The sequence below is a fragment of the Microcoleus sp. S13_C5 genome, from assembly GCF_036700845.1.
Lineage (GTDB): Bacteria > Cyanobacteriota > Cyanobacteriia > Cyanobacteriales > Microcoleaceae > Microcoleus.
This window is the reverse complement of the sequence record NZ_JAUBPR010000083.1, coordinates 1-15,366: the sequence shown is the minus strand read 5'-3', so window position 1 is coordinate 15,366 and position 15,366 is coordinate 1. Positions and strand designations below refer to the sequence as shown.

Below are 15,366 nucleotides of genomic sequence, written 5' to 3'. Positions count from 1 at the left end.
TTGCTAATCGTACTGTTAGTCAGATTCACGTCGCTGGCGATAAATCCTGTGACGCTTTCGCTGAATGTTGCTGTGACTGAAAATGGTAGGTTTGTGGTGGTTGGTGAGGTTGATGTGAGGGCTACTGTTGGTACAATTGTGTCTACAATTATGGCTTTGCTATCAGCTAAAGATTGTCCTGTAGGGATAGTTAATGTTGCATTATTGCTGGCAGCATCTCTTAAGGTTGCACCGATTGCTAAAGTGATCCCAGTTGAGTTAAGGTCAGTGCTATTTTGTCCTGCTGCTGGCGTGTATGTGCCGACAGCAGATGTGCCTGTGAAAGGTGCAATATTTACAGTGCCACCTGTGTCTAGGTTGACTGTTGCATTACCGCCGGCTAAAGTAACTGGTTCGCTGAAGTTTACGGTGACGTTGATGTTGCCGGTTGTGCCGTAAGTGCCGTCAGCATTAGTGGATGTGACGCTGGTAATGGTAGGCGCAACGGTCTCGATTACTATGGCTTTGCTGCCGCCGATCGAGTTGGCTGTGGCTAAAGTGGGGAGGGTTAAGAAAGCGTCAAAAGCTGTAGCGATTGTTTCTTTAATTGTGCCGCCGTTGAGAGTCAGAGCATTAGTAGCGAGATATTCTAAGTCAAGAGTAGAGTCTCCGGCTTGCACCGCATAGTTGAAGGTGAGGACTGTGGTACCGCTACCGCTAGCGTAGGTGGCCAATCTGTCAGTTGTGCCTGTTTCTAGTTGCAGTTGGGGGGTGCCACTGACGGTGACAGCAGCATCGAAGGTGACGGTAATAGCGATGGGGGAACCGACACCGTAGCTGCCGTCAGCAGTGGTGGCGGTGACAGCAGTAACTTTGGGCGTGTTGTTGAGCAGGATGGAGGCGTTGTTGCCCATGAAGTTCGCCGTTGCTAAGTCAGGTTTCCCGTCGCCGTTGATGTTGCCGATGCTGACGAAGACGGGGCGATTGCCAGTTGCGAAAGTGACTTGGGGGGCGAATGTGGGGGTGGCGGCTCCGGTGGTGGTGCGGTTGAGCAGGATGGAGGCGTTGTTGCTGTTGTAGTTTGCCACAGCTAAGTCAGGTTTCCCGTCGCCGTCGATGTCGCCGATGCTGACGGAGTTGGGGCCAGTGTTAGTTGCGAAAGTGACTTGGGTGGCGAAGGTGGGGGTGGTGGCTCCGGTGGTGGTGCGGTTGAGCAGGATGGAGACGTTGTTGCTGTTGAAGTTCGCCGTTGCTAAGTCAGGTTTCCCGTCGCCGTTGATGTCGCCGATGCTGACGGAGACGGGGCGAGTGCCAGTTGCGAAAGTGACTTGGGGGGCGAATGTGGGGGTGGTGGCTCCGGTGGTGGTGGTGTTGAGCAGGATGGAGACGGTGTTGCTGCTTACGTTTGCCAAAGCTAAGTCTGGTTTCCCGTCGCCGTTGAAGTCGCCGGTACTCACGGAGACGGGGTTAGTGCCAGTTGCGAAAGTGACTTGGGGGGCGAAGGTGGGGGTGGTGGCTCCGGTGGTGGTGGTGTTGAGCAGGATGGAGACGTTGTTGGTCAAGTCGTTCGCCACAGCTAAATCTGGTTTCCCGTCGCCGTTGATGTCGCCGATGCTGACGGATCTGGGGCCATTGCCAGTGGCCAAGGGAACTTGAGGGGCGAAGCCTAGGACCCCACTGTAGGTTTTGAGGGTGGTTTCTGTGAGGGCAAGTTGGGGCTTTTGCGTTGATGGGGGGATGAGTTGGGGGATGTCCCAGTTACCGCCTCGTTCGCTGTTCCCTGTAGGTTGGGGGTTGGCGGCGATGTTTGCGCCTGTGAGTTGGTGCACTTGAGTGAGGAATTGGTGACCTCTGTCTCCGGCTGCTACGTTACATCCATATAATATGATGTCGGCGTTGGCCGTGAGGCTGTTGCGCCACTGTTGCAACTGTTGGGTGTGGTTGTGGATGTTGCTGCTGTTGAGTTCTGTGGTGCCTAAGTAAAGGCTGCCGGGGCTGCCGTGTGTGATGATGTGTAGGGCTTCGATGCCTGTATGCTGAGCTAGGATTGTGGTGATTTGCTCTACCGCATCAGGCTGGCTTTCGAGGATGTAGGTGGCAGTGCCCGGCTTGATGCCGTTGGCTAGGTGGTGGCGATCGGGTACTGTGGGGTCAAGGATAACTATTTCTGTTTTTTGGTTGGTAATTTGGCTTGCGTAAGGGTTAATTTGAGTTAGAGTTTTCATGAATTTCTGCTTCCAGTAGATGCCCTGTTTTTGAGCGCTAAAGGCTCTGTCGCCGGACTTAAGTGCGATGGTGGTATTTCTACTTGGTGATTGCAGATTACACGCTTTATGTTTTTTTGTTAACTCTTATATTAGAGCCTGCATTCCATTCGATTGTCACTGATCCAGATCGTTCACGTACAAATCTTTATATTTCTATTAATTATGTATGGGGATTTTACATTAACTATACAAAGCATCAAATCGCTCGGCGGTTGAAACGGGAGCATCTCAAGGTATGATAAACTTAACCCCCCCAGCCGCCTTCCCTAGAAGGGAATGGGGTAGATATGAGTCCCTACCAGGCTCTAATTTATTTGATGCGATCGCGGTACATTTTGGATATATAAAAATATGCCTCTAGATTCTATGAATAACGAGCAAGCAATTTTGAATACAGCCCACGAACACGAGATTTTTGGCGATCGCGATTTGCCCTCTTGGTTAACCTCTCAACAAATCAGCCTCGCTTGCACTACTTATCAAACCAGCAGGTTAATGTTAATCGGTGCTGCGCCCGAAACCAACAGAATCTCGGCTTTTTGGCGAATATTCGATCGCGCAATGGGGCTTTACTGCACCCCGGAACGCCTTTATTTAAGTTCAAAATATCAACTTTGGCAGTTAGATAATGTGTTAGCGGAGGGTGGACAACATCAAGGGTACGATCGCCTTTACATACCGCGCATCGCGTACACCACTGGAGATATCGACATTCACGATATCGCTGTCGATAAAAATAATCAAATCATTTTTATTAGCACTTTGTTTAATTGTATCGCTACTTTGAGTGATCGCCACAGTTGCAAACCTCTCTGGAAACCTCCATTTATCTCACAATACATCAACGAAGACCGCTGTCATCTCAACGGTTTGGCGATGGTAGCTGGGGAAGCGAAATATGTCACAGCGTCGAGTCAGTCGGATGTGGTGGATGGCTGGCGCGATCGCAGACAAAACGGCGGTATAGTTATTGATATTGAATCTAATGAGATTATCGTCACAGGATTGTCAATGCCACACTCACCGCGCTGGTATCAAGACAAGTTGTGGTTGCTGAACTCGGGGAGAGGGGAATTAGGATATGTGGATTTAGACACAGGAAAATTTGAGGCAATTACGTTTTGTCCGGGCTATGCCCGAGGACTAGCTTTTTGGCAAAATTGGGCAATTGTTGGACTCTCGAAACCTCGGGGAGGTGACAACACTTTTAGCGGTTTAGAATTGGATGAGTTGTTAGCAGCCAAGGATGCTGAGCCTCGCTGTGGTATGATGGTGATTGATTTGACGAATGGGGCGATCGTTCACTGGTTGCGCTTTGAAGGAATTGTCACAGAACTCTATGATGTGCAAGTGATTCCCCAAGTGCAAAAGCCGATGGCGTTGGGTTTTCAAACGGATGAAATTGCTCAGTTAATTACTTTGGAACTTTAACCGCAGATGGTGGCGGATGTACGCGGATGGACGCAGATAAATGTTTACAGGATTTACCCACGGGGTGTGAGAGTAAATATTTAAGCGGGATTTGGTATTACTCAACAATCGCCCCATCTAAGCTTGTTTTTCTTAAGTCGGTTCTCGCTAAATTGGCACCTCTTAAGTCAGCACCTGTTAAGCAAACATTGCTTAAATCTGCATAACTCAAATCAGCACCTCTGAGATTAGCATCCGATAAATTTGCTCCTGATAAATTCGCCCTCACAAGTTGCGATTTACTCAAATTGCTGCCACTCAAATTTGCGGATTGCATCTGTGCTGCCATCAAGTTGGCTTTGCTTAAATTAGTGCTGCTGAGGTTAGCCAAATTCAATTTAGCATAACTCAAATCAATGTTTTCCAAGCAAAGTTCGCTCAATTGCGCGCATCGCAAGTTAGCATTAATAAAAAACCTGTCTCCAATCGCATAACGGCGCAGCAATTCGTCAACTTCCAGCCGAATTAAAACCGGTTCGCAAGTATTTTGGTAGCACCACGAGGCCTCCAGCAAACTAGCGGCTGCTTCAATTGCTACCTTGTCGGATTTAGGGAGCACCAAACTATTGCACCCATCCCACTCACCGTTGAGCATGAATGCCATCTCAGAAGCTGCAGCACTTGAGTCGCATAGCAAAACGGTTTCTGGTTTGGGTTGCAGCCAGTTCATTAAACCGATCGAGCTCTTGTTTTTCACTGTTGATTCAGGGTTTGTGCGTCTTTCTTAATTATAGGTAAAAATATTGAAAACAGTATGCACAATTTCGCTGCGGCTTCAGAGAATGAATTAATTGTGTTTGGTGCAGCCAGACCAGGATACCGCGATGCAGAAATTGCCCGGTGGATTGAATTTATGCAGGGGAATAATATCAAGCAAGTTTGCTGTTTGCTGGCTCAAACCCAACTCATCCGCTACACTGACTTACTGGGCACATATAGGAAAATATTTGGGTGCGATCGAGTTTGCTGGGCGCCGATTGCAGACTTTGAATTGGTCGATCGCGATATTTTAATCGATCGCATATTGCCGTTCTTGGAATCTGCAAATAACAAAGGCGAACGGTTGGTAGTTCACTGTTCTGGGGGGAGCGGACGTACAGGACAGGTTTTGGCTGCTTGGTTGGTCAGCGAGCGGGGATTGTCTAACAAACAGGCGATCGCAGCAGTAAAAAAACTGGCAGAAATCCCTATGAAGCAGCAATCGTAGCTTGTTTGAAAGGTCGAAACCCCTGGCTAGTCGTTGAAGAACTTAATGCTCTCTTAGATGATTGTCGCCTTGCTGCGAGAAATGATACATAGCACTATAGCAACTATATATATGTGCCAATTGCCTAAGTTCTAAAAGATTTAAAAGACTCGGCTTCCTACGATCGAACTCAGGTATCCAATAAATGGGTGTTTTGGCTGTCACCATTAGCCGATCCGCTGGCGTTTTTGCGAAGATTACCAGAACAAATAACGCACTTACAACAGCGCCAGATCCTTGAAGCAACGGCGCGTTAACTCGATTCTTGCAGATGCGTCATTATTGTTGCGGATGTCAATGTTTGTAGCAAAAAAGTAAACATTTTTATCCTTTTCTAAATAACCTACATACCAGCCAATTTGAGGCTTTGTTTGCTCTCCAAAATTTGCCCAGCCTGTTTTGGCTCTAATTATGTAATCGGGAGTTTGTTCGACAACTATGATGTCTTTAACCACAGATAACGATCGCTCGGAGAAGGGTAAGTCGTTTTTGTAGAGACGGCGGAGAAATTGAATTTGCTCGTTGGGTGTGATTCGCAGTTCTCCTTCTAACCAGAATTTGTCAATATCGTCTTTGTTACCGATTTTTTGGTTGCCATAACCGACTTTAGCTACCCATTTTTGCATTTGCTCGTGCCCGACTCGGCGGGCGAGAACTTGGTAAAACCAAACGGCGGAAAGTTTTAGGGCTTCTCTCATATTCAAGTCTCGATTCCATGCGGGAATTTGCCTTTGAGTTCCATCCCAAGTTAGAACGGCAATCTCATCTGAAATCACCCCTGTTTCTAAGGAAATCAGAGAGTTGAGAATCTTAAATGTAGATGCGGGTAAAAAAGCTGTGGCGTTACGCTGCGGGTTGTGTTGATAAAGCCGATCACTATTCAAATCGTAAATTGCGATCGAGCCTTCAACTCCTAATTCTTGAAAGTGCCGTCCAAAATTAATTGTCTGAGCAACATCTCCTCCGCGAGGCGGAGATTCTTGCACTGGAGGTGGCACGGTTAAGGCTGATTGCGGTGGCTGGAGTAAAACAAAAGTAATGCAGCCTAATACAATTAAAACAACAGCGATCGCACGAGATATTGGGTTCATAAACTTCGATAAGTTAGCAAAATCACAGGCGGCAGTAATGTCACAGGGTCGATCGACTTGTAAGGTGCGCCTGACTTACGCTGTGTAAGAAACAATTAAGCTTGGCTACTGACGCATCCTACTATATATGTGCCGCGTAATTTCTCAACTATAAAACTGCCATAATAGTTAAGGCGACCAAACAGCTTAACTGAATTACTAAGCTGAAGAAACGAAACTTTGGATCGAGGCCAGCGATGTGAATCACTGAATGTACAAGCCGAAATAGGATGTACACCACAATCAGCAAATCTACTGCTGTTCCTGAAACACCCCTAACTGTTAGAAGAAAAACAACTCCCAAATACAAAGGCAGGTTTTCTATCAAGTTGGATTGTACTCGAAATAGTCGCCAAAGCAAGCTGTCGTCGTTTTGTGTACCGAAATCTTTTACCGATCCGCCTGCAGATAGATGCCGAATCCTGACTGTTAGCAGCAGGATAACAACTGCGAGCGTCCACAGGATGAAAATTGCTAAACCCCAGAGAGGGAAAGTCATATTTGTCTGTTCAATTTGCATCATCTTTCTACCTTGCGAAACTGCTGCTAACACTTTAGAAAAGTTATGGGTCAAGACTCTTGTTCTGGCGTTCTCATTTTTAGCTAAAACAGCTTGAGGATGCTTCTATTCTGGCTGTTTTACGAAATGGATAGATGGCCCACCAAGCTCAAAGCAGTATCTAAGCGACAAGCTGAGGCTAACTAGAGTGCGATCGCATCTCGTGAGTGTCATTTCCAACGGTTAGCAACTGAGCCTTTACAGATGGTTTTCGGCAAGACGATCGCACCATTGTATCGAGCAAGTGTTCGATCGCACCCGGTAAACTCTGGCAAAAACCAGTGTGAACCCGCGATGTCTGAACGATCGTGCTGCGGGGTGCTACGAGCCAGTGAAAGCGCTCTCTGTGGGGAAGTTGACCGATCGCGCCAGATTCCTTGCCACCTGCACAAATGATGGGAATGACTGCTAGGTGATTGCGAATCATTTCCAGATCCAACGTTGAGTCGATCGCCATCAAGCGCTGTTCATCAATTTCGATACGGGCTTCGAGGAATTTTTTCGTACCGCAGGAAACGATCGCCCCCACGTTGATAAACTCCTCGCGCTCGACTTTGGGAACGACGCGGATAATGGCATAATCATAAAGAAATCGATCGGGCACTAATCGCCTCCTCCAAAAAAATATGTGGTGATTCTAGCCGATTCAGCAGGTACTCGATATAAGCATTCCGATGTTCGTTGCTATCGCTGAAAGGAGAATCTCCCACCAGCCAAGCATCAGGAATTAGTTTAACAATGTTGCGAATGATTTCTGGGGTTAGCCTTTGAGTCATCTTTGAATTTGCCGCTTCCAGCGTGCTCGCAAAACGCAGCAGAACGTGGTCTTTGATTGGGGGGAAACGATCGCGACTGCGCGAGAGATAATCCTTCCAGGTGTGGTGGAAGTAGAGGGCTGCACCGTGATCGATCAGCCAAAGCCGGCGGTGCCATACCAGCATATTTGCATTGCGCGGCGTGCGATCGATGTTGGTCACAAAAGCATCGAACCAGACGATTTCTGAGGCAAGATCCGCCTCAGACTTCCCCGCTATCGGGTCAAATGTGATGGAACCGGGGAGATAGTCGAGAGCGAGGTTGAGGCCAGCACTTGCTCGGATCAAATCTTGAATTTCCGGGTCAGGCTCAGTCCGAGCCAGTTCGGGATCGAGTTCAACAAAGACGAGTTCGGGGACTGGAAGCCCGGAGGCGCGAGCAATTTCTCCCGCCACTAGCTCGGCGATCAGAGATTTGGCTCCCTGGCCCGCACCGCGAAATTTGAGCACGTACATACCATCATCATCTGCTTCGACGATCGCGGGTAGCGACCCGCCCTCGCGCAAGGGAGTGACATATCTGGTAGCAGTGACTGTTCGCAAGCTGATACTCATGCTATTTTAGATTTTCGATTTGAGATTTTAGATGCAAAATCACTGATTTTATGAGGGTTTTGAGCACGAGTTTACAGTTGGATTCTTTATTTTAACTGGGACTGATGTTAAGTAGTTTGTTTAGTAAACTGATGACCAAAAGGACACAACTAATGTTGTGTCCCTACGGAATTTGGCCAAATCTTGCTTTGAGACAGTCATTAGTCATCAGTTATTAATCAACTAATAACTCATGACTAACCACTAATCAGTTGTACTAACGTGGTCGATTCTCTCTAATTGCCAGAGAATTTGGTTGCCTTCGCGCCGCACCCGCGAAACTACCCAATTTCGCCAAACCCAGTTGTCTCCACGACTGGTGACAGCGCTGGCATTTACATCCATCAAATCAGCCAGTTCAGAACTGGTAATCAAGTAGCCTTTGGTCGCAACCTCGTCGGCGATGTGCAACGTTTCGATCAGATTGCGGAGGTCTTGAACCCTCACCTCGCGGGGCAAGTTCTCCAGGGTATCGGCAGTTGAATCCATCATGGTAGAGTTGGAGCTCGGAAGGTCAGAAGTTATGACATAGGATTCTATCGTTTTGTTACCAGTTGCGTCCGTTTCTTCCGAAACAATTGTGTTGTCAAAGTGTAGGGGCTGTGCCCCCGTGCCCGCCCCGGCCTCGTCTCCCGTTGGTTTCTGCTGTTGCAGTTCGGGAGTGAGATTGTGCGAGAAGCTGCGGGCGATTTCATCGCATCTGTCGTTGTAGAAGTCGCCGGAGTGACCTCGGACGTGTTCCCACTGGATTTGTCGGGAATTCAGCTTGTCTAGCAGATGCCAGAGGTCTTGGTTGACAACATCTTTGCCCGTTGAGGTTTTCCAGCCTTTATTTTTCCAGCCTTGAATCCATTTAGTGATGCCGTTTTTAACGTATTCGCTGTCGGTGTAAACGGTGACTGGTTCGGTTTGACCGGAATTGGCAAAAAATTCCAGCGCAGCGACGGCGGCCTGCATTTCCATGCGGTTGTTAGTAGTTTGGGGGGCTCCACCCCCGAGTTCGTGACAGTTGCCGTCGGCGAAACAAACTACTGCACCCCAGCCGCCTGGGCCTGGGTTGCCGGAACAAGCGCCGTCTGTGTAGAGGCTTTTGATTTTGGGAATTGTCATGAGCGAATTAATGTGTAATTTACAGGTAAGTTGTTTGCAAGTGCGATAATTAAGGCAATTGAGATAGTTTTACTTACTGCTATGAAAAATGCCAACTTAAAGATTAAAAAGGTTGCGCTATTTATTTGTCCGTTTTCTTTGTTAATTTTTAATACTTTCGCGCAAGCACAGCCCATAGTGCCTGCTGCTGACGGTACGGGTACTGTTGTCACCCCCAGCGGCAACCGTTATGATATCAACGGCGGCAGTTTGTCGGGAGATGGCGCGAATCTTTTTCACAGTTTTGGGCAGTTTGGCTTGAATGAAGGTCAAATTGCTAATTTTCTGACTAATTCGGCTATTCAGAATATATTAGCTCGAATTGCTGGCGGGGACGCTTCGCTAATTAACGGTTTAATTACTGTCACGGGCGGCAATTCTAATCTTTTTCTAATTAATCCTGCGGGGATTGTGTTTGGCCCTAACGCGAGTTTGAATGTGCCGGCGGCTTTTACTGCAACTACTGCTACTGGTGTCGGTTTTGGTTCAAATTGGTTTAATGCTGCGGGTACAAATAATTTTAGCGCCTTGGTGGGTACGCCAAATGCTTTTTATTTTAGTGCGGGTGTACCGGGAAGTATTGTTAATGCTGGCAATTTAGCGGTGACTCCTGGACAAAATTTGGCTTTGCTTGGCGGTACGGTTGTTAGTACCGGGCAGTTGTCGGCTGCGGGCGGGCAAATTACTGTTGCTGCTGTTGGGGGAGATCAGGTTCTCCGCATTAGTCAACCGGGGCATTTGTTGAGTTTGGAAATAGCAACGGGCGGAAATTTTGGTAATTCTCCACAAACTTTGAATCCGGTTTCTTTGCCGCAGTTGCTGACAGGTACTGGGCAAAATCAGGCGGCGGGTGTTGCGGTTGCTGATGACGGTTCTGTGCGGCTTGTGGGTTCTGGTTTGCAGGTGAATTCTGGGGATGTGGCGATTGCTGCTAATGTGTCTGGGCTACCGCAGTTGAATGCGGGAAGTGCCAATTTATGGGCTGCAGAAAATCTCACGTTAGCGGGCGCTAGGCTGCAAACTACGGGCGATTTGAGTTTGCTGGGTGGGGATGCGGTGCGGGTCAGGGACAGCGCCCAGAATCCTTTTTTGGCGCAGGCTGGCGGGAATTTATACATTCAGGCCGCTCGCACTATTGATATTTTCACTCAAAATGCGATCGGCGGCTTGTCTCTTCCCGCGCAATTCCAAAGCGGCGGGAATTTGAGTTTGGTTAGCAACGGGGTTATTTCGGGGGATTCTCACTTTGTTTCTGGTGGCAATTTTTCAATTCGCAATTTGTCGGGAATGCCGGGAAACTTTGTCAGTTTATTTGACCCGATTATCAGTGCGGAAGGAGATGTTTTCTTTGGAGATTATACCGGAGTTTCGCTGAAAGTCGAGGCCAAGGGGAGCATTGTTGCCGAGGATATTACAATTACCGGCCCCGATAGTGCATTGGGTAGGGAAAATGTGAGTGGCGATCCAGATATTGCTATTTTAACCCGCAGTCCGGCCTTAATTCTGCGGGCGGGAGTGGCCAATCTGCTAAATCCTCCTACTAATACTTTAGGTGAAGATTCAATATTTACAAGTCCACTTTTATCAAGCAATTTGATTTCTGTTGAAAATATTTCTGTCGGTGGGCCGGTAACTTTGTCAGCGCCGGGAAGTATCGCAACTAGAGATATTAATAGCGGTCAAATTAGTCTCGAAAGCAGGGAAGCAGGAGTGATTGCTGGGGGCAGATTAAGGTCTAGTTCTACAATTAATATTCAAGCTAATGACAATATTATCTTGACAAGTGACATTTCTCGTGCTGATATCAACGGCAGTATTAGTCTGAATAGTGTTCGGGGCAATATAGTAACAGGGTCGATCGATACTGGGACTTCCGGGGCGATCGAACTCAGAGCTTTTGGCAATGTGAATTTTGGGACTTTGCAGGGATCTAATGTTGATATTACCAGTAACTCCGGGGCATTGGGAGTGTTGACTGATGCCAATATCATTGTGCCTAATACTACACCAGTCAATATTACAGCAACCGAGAATATCAATTTGACAGCTTTTAGGGACTTAACAGTAGGCACTCTCACCGCTGCGACTGTCAATGCTAGCAGCAGCAATGGGAGTGTTAATACGGGTGCGATCGCTACTTCGGGAGATGTTAGAATTCTAGCGGGACAGGAAATCAACACAGGGGCAATAACTGTTAATCCTGTCGTCACAAATCCAGTTAATCCCATCATTACTACAGTAAATCTGGATTCCCAAACTAATATTAACGTTGCATCGATTAACGCGGGTACGGGTACTATTAATTTGAGAGCATCCAACGATTTAAATGCAGGGAGTTTGCAAGGTGGAACCGTTGAAGTCAATAGCGATCAGGGAAATATTGCGATCGGTAATACTACATCTCTTGGGAATATTAATATAATAGGTTCGGGAAATGTAAATTCGGGGAATTTGCTGGGAGGAAGAGTTAATATAAATAGCAATTCGGGAAGTATTAATATTGAAAACGCTACAGGAACAGCAAATACTGTCAATTTAACAGCGCTGCTAAATGTAAATTCCGGGATTTTGCAGGGAGGAATAGTTAATGTAAACAGCAATGCGGGAAGTATTAATATTGGCAATATCGACGCCACAACAGGAAATGTCAACTTGACAAGTTCTGGTAATGTAAATTCCCAAAATTTGCGTGGAGTTGGAGTTAATGTAACTAGCAATACGGGAAGTATTAATATTGGCAATACGAACGCTACAACAGGAAATGTCACTTTAACCGCGCCGCTTGATGTAAATTCACGAGACTTGCAGGGAGTTGCAGTTGATGTCACTAGCAGCAGGGGAAGAGTCAGCACTGGTAATATAAGTGCTGCCGAAAGTGTGGGAATTTTAGCTGGAAACGAAATTGCAATTGGGCGAATAAATGTTAATCCTGTTGTTAGGGTCGATCGCACTTCTACAGTAAATCTTAACGCTCAAAATAATATCAGTGTTGCATCGATCAATGCTCCGGGCAGTAATGTTGAGATCGCAACTCCGGGTTTAGTTCGAGTGACGGGTACTTTTGACCAAAACGGCACTCCTGTTAGCATCTCGACTCTTGGCGACACTCAACCGGGTACAGTTACGATCCGCCACGGCGGCGGCGATGTCAATCCGCCGATACCTTTTGCGGTGGGAGATGCGACGACTAACGGTACTGCTGGGGCGATCGCCAGCAATGCTTTGGGTACGATTACTCAGGGTCAATCTTTCATAAATTCTTACACTCAAGGCAATAGTGCGATCGTCACTACCAATCAACCAACTAATCCCGACATTCCAACTAATCCCGGCATTCCAACTAATCCCGACATTCCAACTAATCCCGGCATTCCAACTAATCCCGACATTCCGAATAATCCCGACATTCCGAATAATCCCGACATTCCGAATAATCCCGACATTCCAACTAATCCCGACATTCCAACTAATTCCGACATTCCAACTAATCCGAATAATCCCGACATTCCAACTAATCCGAATAATCCCAATAACCCCAATTCGCCGCCAATATTACCAAGGGATAGATCGCGATTTGAGAGAGGGCGATCGCTTTTCCCCGATCGCAACCAACCCTTTAGTCGCGAACAGCGGCAGAACCAAAACAGAATATCGCGAGATATAGGAAAACCCGGAGACAGGATGCCGCCCGAAAGAATGCAATCTCCCAGAGGACTGAGAAATTTTATCAATTCAAATATCAGAGATTCAGTTATTCAGTCGGCATTTCGCGGCGACATCGGCCGGAATTTGGAGGCAGGCAAAATCTCGGAAGCTTTGTCTCTGCTGGACAAATCTTTCAGCCAAGAATTCCAGGAATATTTCGGTCTCAACCTCAGCGACGAGTTGGTATCCCCAGAGGAAATTCAAAAAAAGTTAGCATCGGTTGGCGCAGAAACGGGCACGAAACCCAGTTTAATTTATCTGTTCTCGCAACCCGAAGAATTAAATTTAATGCTGATCACTTCTTGTGGTGAAGTTGTTCACAAAAGTGTGCCTGCCGCGAACCGGCAAGAACTACTGAAAGTTGTAACTCAGTTCAGGGATGAGATTACCAAACCGGGGGTGCGGGCTACTACGAGTTATCTACCATCTTCCCAACAGCTTTATAAGTGGATGATTGCGCCTTTAGAAGACAGTTTGAAAAAGTGCGGAACGGATACTATTTCCTTTGTTGTCGATCGAGGTTTAAGAGGTATGCCCTTTGCTGCTTTGCACGACGGACAGCAGTTTTTGGTGGAAAAGTACAATCTCAGCCTGATGCCCAGCATTAATTTAACAGATACTCGCTACGTGGATCTCAGAAATTCTCAAGTTTTAGCAATGGGTGCCTCGGAATTTTCCGAGTTGAATCCTTTGCCGGCAGTTCCTGCTGAAATAGCTGCTATTTCTAAAGAGTGGCCGGGAGTCAGTTTTCTGAATGAGGGTTTCACTTTGGATAATTTGAAGCGACAGCATCAAAGCCGGCCTTTTGGCATTATTCACTTAGCTACTCACGGCGAATTTCGACCTGGAGTACCGAATAATTCTTTTATTCAGTTGTGGAATAGTCGGCTGCGACTGGATCAATTGCGGGATTTGAGATTGAATGATCCGCAGGTGAATCTGTTAGTTTTAAGTGCTTGTCGGACTGCGGTGGGAGATGCACAGGCGGAGTTGGGTTTTGGGGGTTTGGCGCTGCAAGCCGGGGTGCAAACGGCTTTGGGAAGTTTGTGGTACGTGAGTGATGAAGGTACTTTGGGATTAATGAGTGAGTTTTACCAGCAGTTGAAGACAGCGCGAATTAAGGGGGCGGCGCTGCGACAAGCGCAAATTGCGATGTTGCGGGGGGATGTGCGTGTGGAGGGTGGCAGATTGCGCGGTTTGAGTCGGGGTGAGGGGGTGGAGTTGCCGAGTTCGCTGCAAGGGTTTGCGGATTTAAAGTTGTCGCATCCTTATTATTGGTCGGCTTTTGTGATGATTGGGAGTCCTTGGTGATTGGTGATTAGTGATTAGGTGATTTCTGAGAAATAATTTACCAGCTAAAGTGGTCGAATCAAGGGTAGTAATAAATATGTAGTGAAGTTTAATTACAGTAATTGAATACATAGGAGAATTTTATAAATAACAATCAAAATTTGTGAGTTTAATATTTCTTTGCGCGCTCGAATGTAGATTTAGCTACACTTATGCTATCATAAGTAACTCTTGCTGGAATCCTTGATATCTGCCAACATTAGTTTAGTCATGTAATCTGCTATTTTTACGACCAAACTGCCCTGATTGGGGTTCAAATCACATAGTTAAAAAGGGTAGAATTCATAATAAAAAACCAAAATACAAATGTCAAAGTTGCGGTCGCCAATTCGTCGAAAATTAGACAACAAAGTAATTAGCTCACAAACAAAATATTTAATAGATCGACTTCTTTTGGAGAAGATTTCTTTGGCTGGTATAGCTAGAAGCACGGGTGTTTCTCAACAATGCTTACAGGATTACGTAAATAATAAATAGGCCTCAATCGAACGCACAGTAAATGTTAAACCTCAAAAAAAAGTCAGATTGAATGTTGAATGTGATGAACTGTGATCATTTGTAGATTGCAAAGAAAATAAGCAATGGGTGTGGTTAGCACTGGATAGAGAAACCAGAGAAATTATTGGTGTTTATATTGGCGATCGTAGCCAAGAAGGAGCAAAACAATTATGGAATTATCTACCTCCTGTATATCGACAATGTGTTGTTTGCTATACAGATTTTTGGCAGGCTTATGCTTGTATTTTTCCTTCGCTACGCCATCAGCCAGTTGGTAAAGACAGTGGAAAAACTAATCACATTGAAAGATTTAATAATACTTGGCGCCAACGTGTTTCTCGTCTAGTAAGAAAGACTCTTTCATTTTCTAAAAAGTTAGAAAACCATATTGGTGCTATTTAGTATTTTATTCATCATTACAACTATGTTTTGAGCCAATGAATATCTAATCACTACATATTTATCACTACCGCATCCTCTAACGATCGCTTCTCCGAAGCTGCCCGCGACTGGGACTTAGAAACTCTTTAAGCTGTTCGACATCTAAACTGCATTAACTCGCGTTACCTTTGTTTTTGATGTTTCGGTTCCATTTCATAATTAA

At 46.4% G+C, this 15,366-nt stretch carries 10 protein-coding genes and 1 pseudogene; 4 read left to right on the top strand and 7 right to left on the bottom strand.

The features are described 5' to 3' along the window. Window positions 1–2,204, bottom strand: a 2,204-nt coding sequence (locus tag QUA04_RS20075) for a DUF4347 domain-containing protein (RefSeq protein ID WP_333259705.1), incomplete at its 3' end; no start/stop codon positions are given. A 408-nt stretch (window positions 2,205–2,612) separates the two neighbouring features. Here QUA04_RS20075 and QUA04_RS20070 point away from each other — a divergent pair. Then, the gene (locus tag QUA04_RS20070; RefSeq protein WP_333259726.1) at window positions 2,613–3,677 is read left to right on the top strand and encodes a TIGR03032 family protein; all 1,065 of its coding nucleotides are present in this window, start codon (window positions 2,613–2,615) and stop codon (window positions 3,675–3,677) included. 97 nt (window positions 3,678–3,774) lie between these two features. Here the strand turns inward: QUA04_RS20070 and QUA04_RS20065 are convergent, their stop codons facing one another. Beyond that, window positions 3,775–4,413, bottom strand: a complete 639-nt coding sequence (locus QUA04_RS20065) for a pentapeptide repeat-containing protein (protein ID WP_333259703.1) — start codon at window positions 4,411–4,413, stop codon at window positions 3,775–3,777. A 57-nt stretch (window positions 4,414–4,470) separates the two neighbouring features. On the opposite strand from QUA04_RS20065, the gene QUA04_RS20060 reads away from it, so the two are divergent. After that, entirely contained in the window at window positions 4,471–4,923 is a 453-nt protein-coding gene (locus QUA04_RS20060) for a phosphatase domain-containing putative toxin (RefSeq protein WP_333259700.1), read from the top strand. A gap of 257 nt (window positions 4,924–5,180) precedes the next feature. Here QUA04_RS20060 and blaOXA read toward each other — a convergent pair whose 3' ends face one another. The 5 genes from blaOXA to rnhA form a co-directional block, all read right to left on the bottom strand. Then, window positions 5,181–6,053: a class D beta-lactamase gene (gene blaOXA / locus QUA04_RS20055; protein WP_333259697.1), complete on the bottom strand. Its 873-nt coding sequence runs from the start codon at window positions 6,051–6,053 to the stop codon at window positions 5,181–5,183. Between the two features lie 148 nt (window positions 6,054–6,201). Continuing rightward, window positions 6,202–6,615 (bottom strand): MAPEG family protein, encoded by a 414-nt coding sequence (locus tag QUA04_RS20050; RefSeq protein ID WP_333259694.1) that lies wholly within the window; start codon window positions 6,613–6,615, stop codon window positions 6,202–6,204. A gap of 175 nt (window positions 6,616–6,790) precedes the next feature. Next, window positions 6,791–7,255, bottom strand: a complete 465-nt coding sequence (locus tag QUA04_RS20045; protein ID WP_333259691.1) for a DUF3037 domain-containing protein — start codon at window positions 7,253–7,255, stop codon at window positions 6,791–6,793. Continuing rightward, window positions 7,233–8,021, bottom strand: coding sequence for a HipA family kinase (locus QUA04_RS20040; RefSeq protein WP_333259688.1), 789 nt, complete (start codon window positions 8,019–8,021; stop codon window positions 7,233–7,235). Before QUA04_RS20040 ends, QUA04_RS20045 begins: the two co-directional genes overlap by 23 nt. A 243-nt stretch (window positions 8,022–8,264) precedes the next feature. After that, a complete protein-coding gene (rnhA, locus tag QUA04_RS20035; RefSeq protein ID WP_333259684.1) occupies window positions 8,265–9,170 on the bottom strand; it encodes a ribonuclease HI in 906 nt (301 codons plus the stop codon). Between the two features lie 81 nt (window positions 9,171–9,251). Between rnhA and QUA04_RS20030 the strand changes: the two genes are divergently transcribed. Next, window positions 9,252–14,225 (top strand): CHAT domain-containing protein, encoded by a 4,974-nt coding sequence (locus QUA04_RS20030; RefSeq protein WP_333259681.1) that lies wholly within the window; start codon window positions 9,252–9,254, stop codon window positions 14,223–14,225. A gap of 256 nt (window positions 14,226–14,481) precedes the next feature. After that, window positions 14,482–15,164 (top strand): annotated as a pseudogene (locus QUA04_RS20025) (IS1 family transposase). Window positions 15,165–15,366: the final 202 nt, after the last annotated feature.

Excerpts from the sequence above, each read along its gene's own strand:
- QUA04_RS20050 (WP_333259694.1), bottom strand. The coding sequence starts at position 6,615 with ATGATGCAAATTGAACAGACAAATATGACTTTCCCTCTCTGGGGTTTA.
- blaOXA (WP_333259697.1), bottom strand. The coding sequence starts at position 6,053 with ATGAACCCAATATCTCGTGCGATCGCTGTTGTTTTAATTGTATTAGGC.
- QUA04_RS20070 (WP_333259726.1), top strand. The coding sequence starts at position 2,613 with ATGAATAACGAGCAAGCAATTTTGAATACAGCCCACGAACACGAGATT.
- QUA04_RS20060 (WP_333259700.1), top strand. The coding sequence starts at position 4,471 with ATGCACAATTTCGCTGCGGCTTCAGAGAATGAATTAATTGTGTTTGGT.
- QUA04_RS20030 (WP_333259681.1), top strand. The coding sequence starts at position 9,252 with ATGAAAAATGCCAACTTAAAGATTAAAAAGGTTGCGCTATTTATTTGT.
- QUA04_RS20040 (WP_333259688.1), bottom strand. The coding sequence starts at position 8,021 with ATGAGTATCAGCTTGCGAACAGTCACTGCTACCAGATATGTCACTCCC.
- rnhA (WP_333259684.1), bottom strand. The coding sequence starts at position 9,170 with ATGACAATTCCCAAAATCAAAAGCCTCTACACAGACGGCGCTTGTTCC.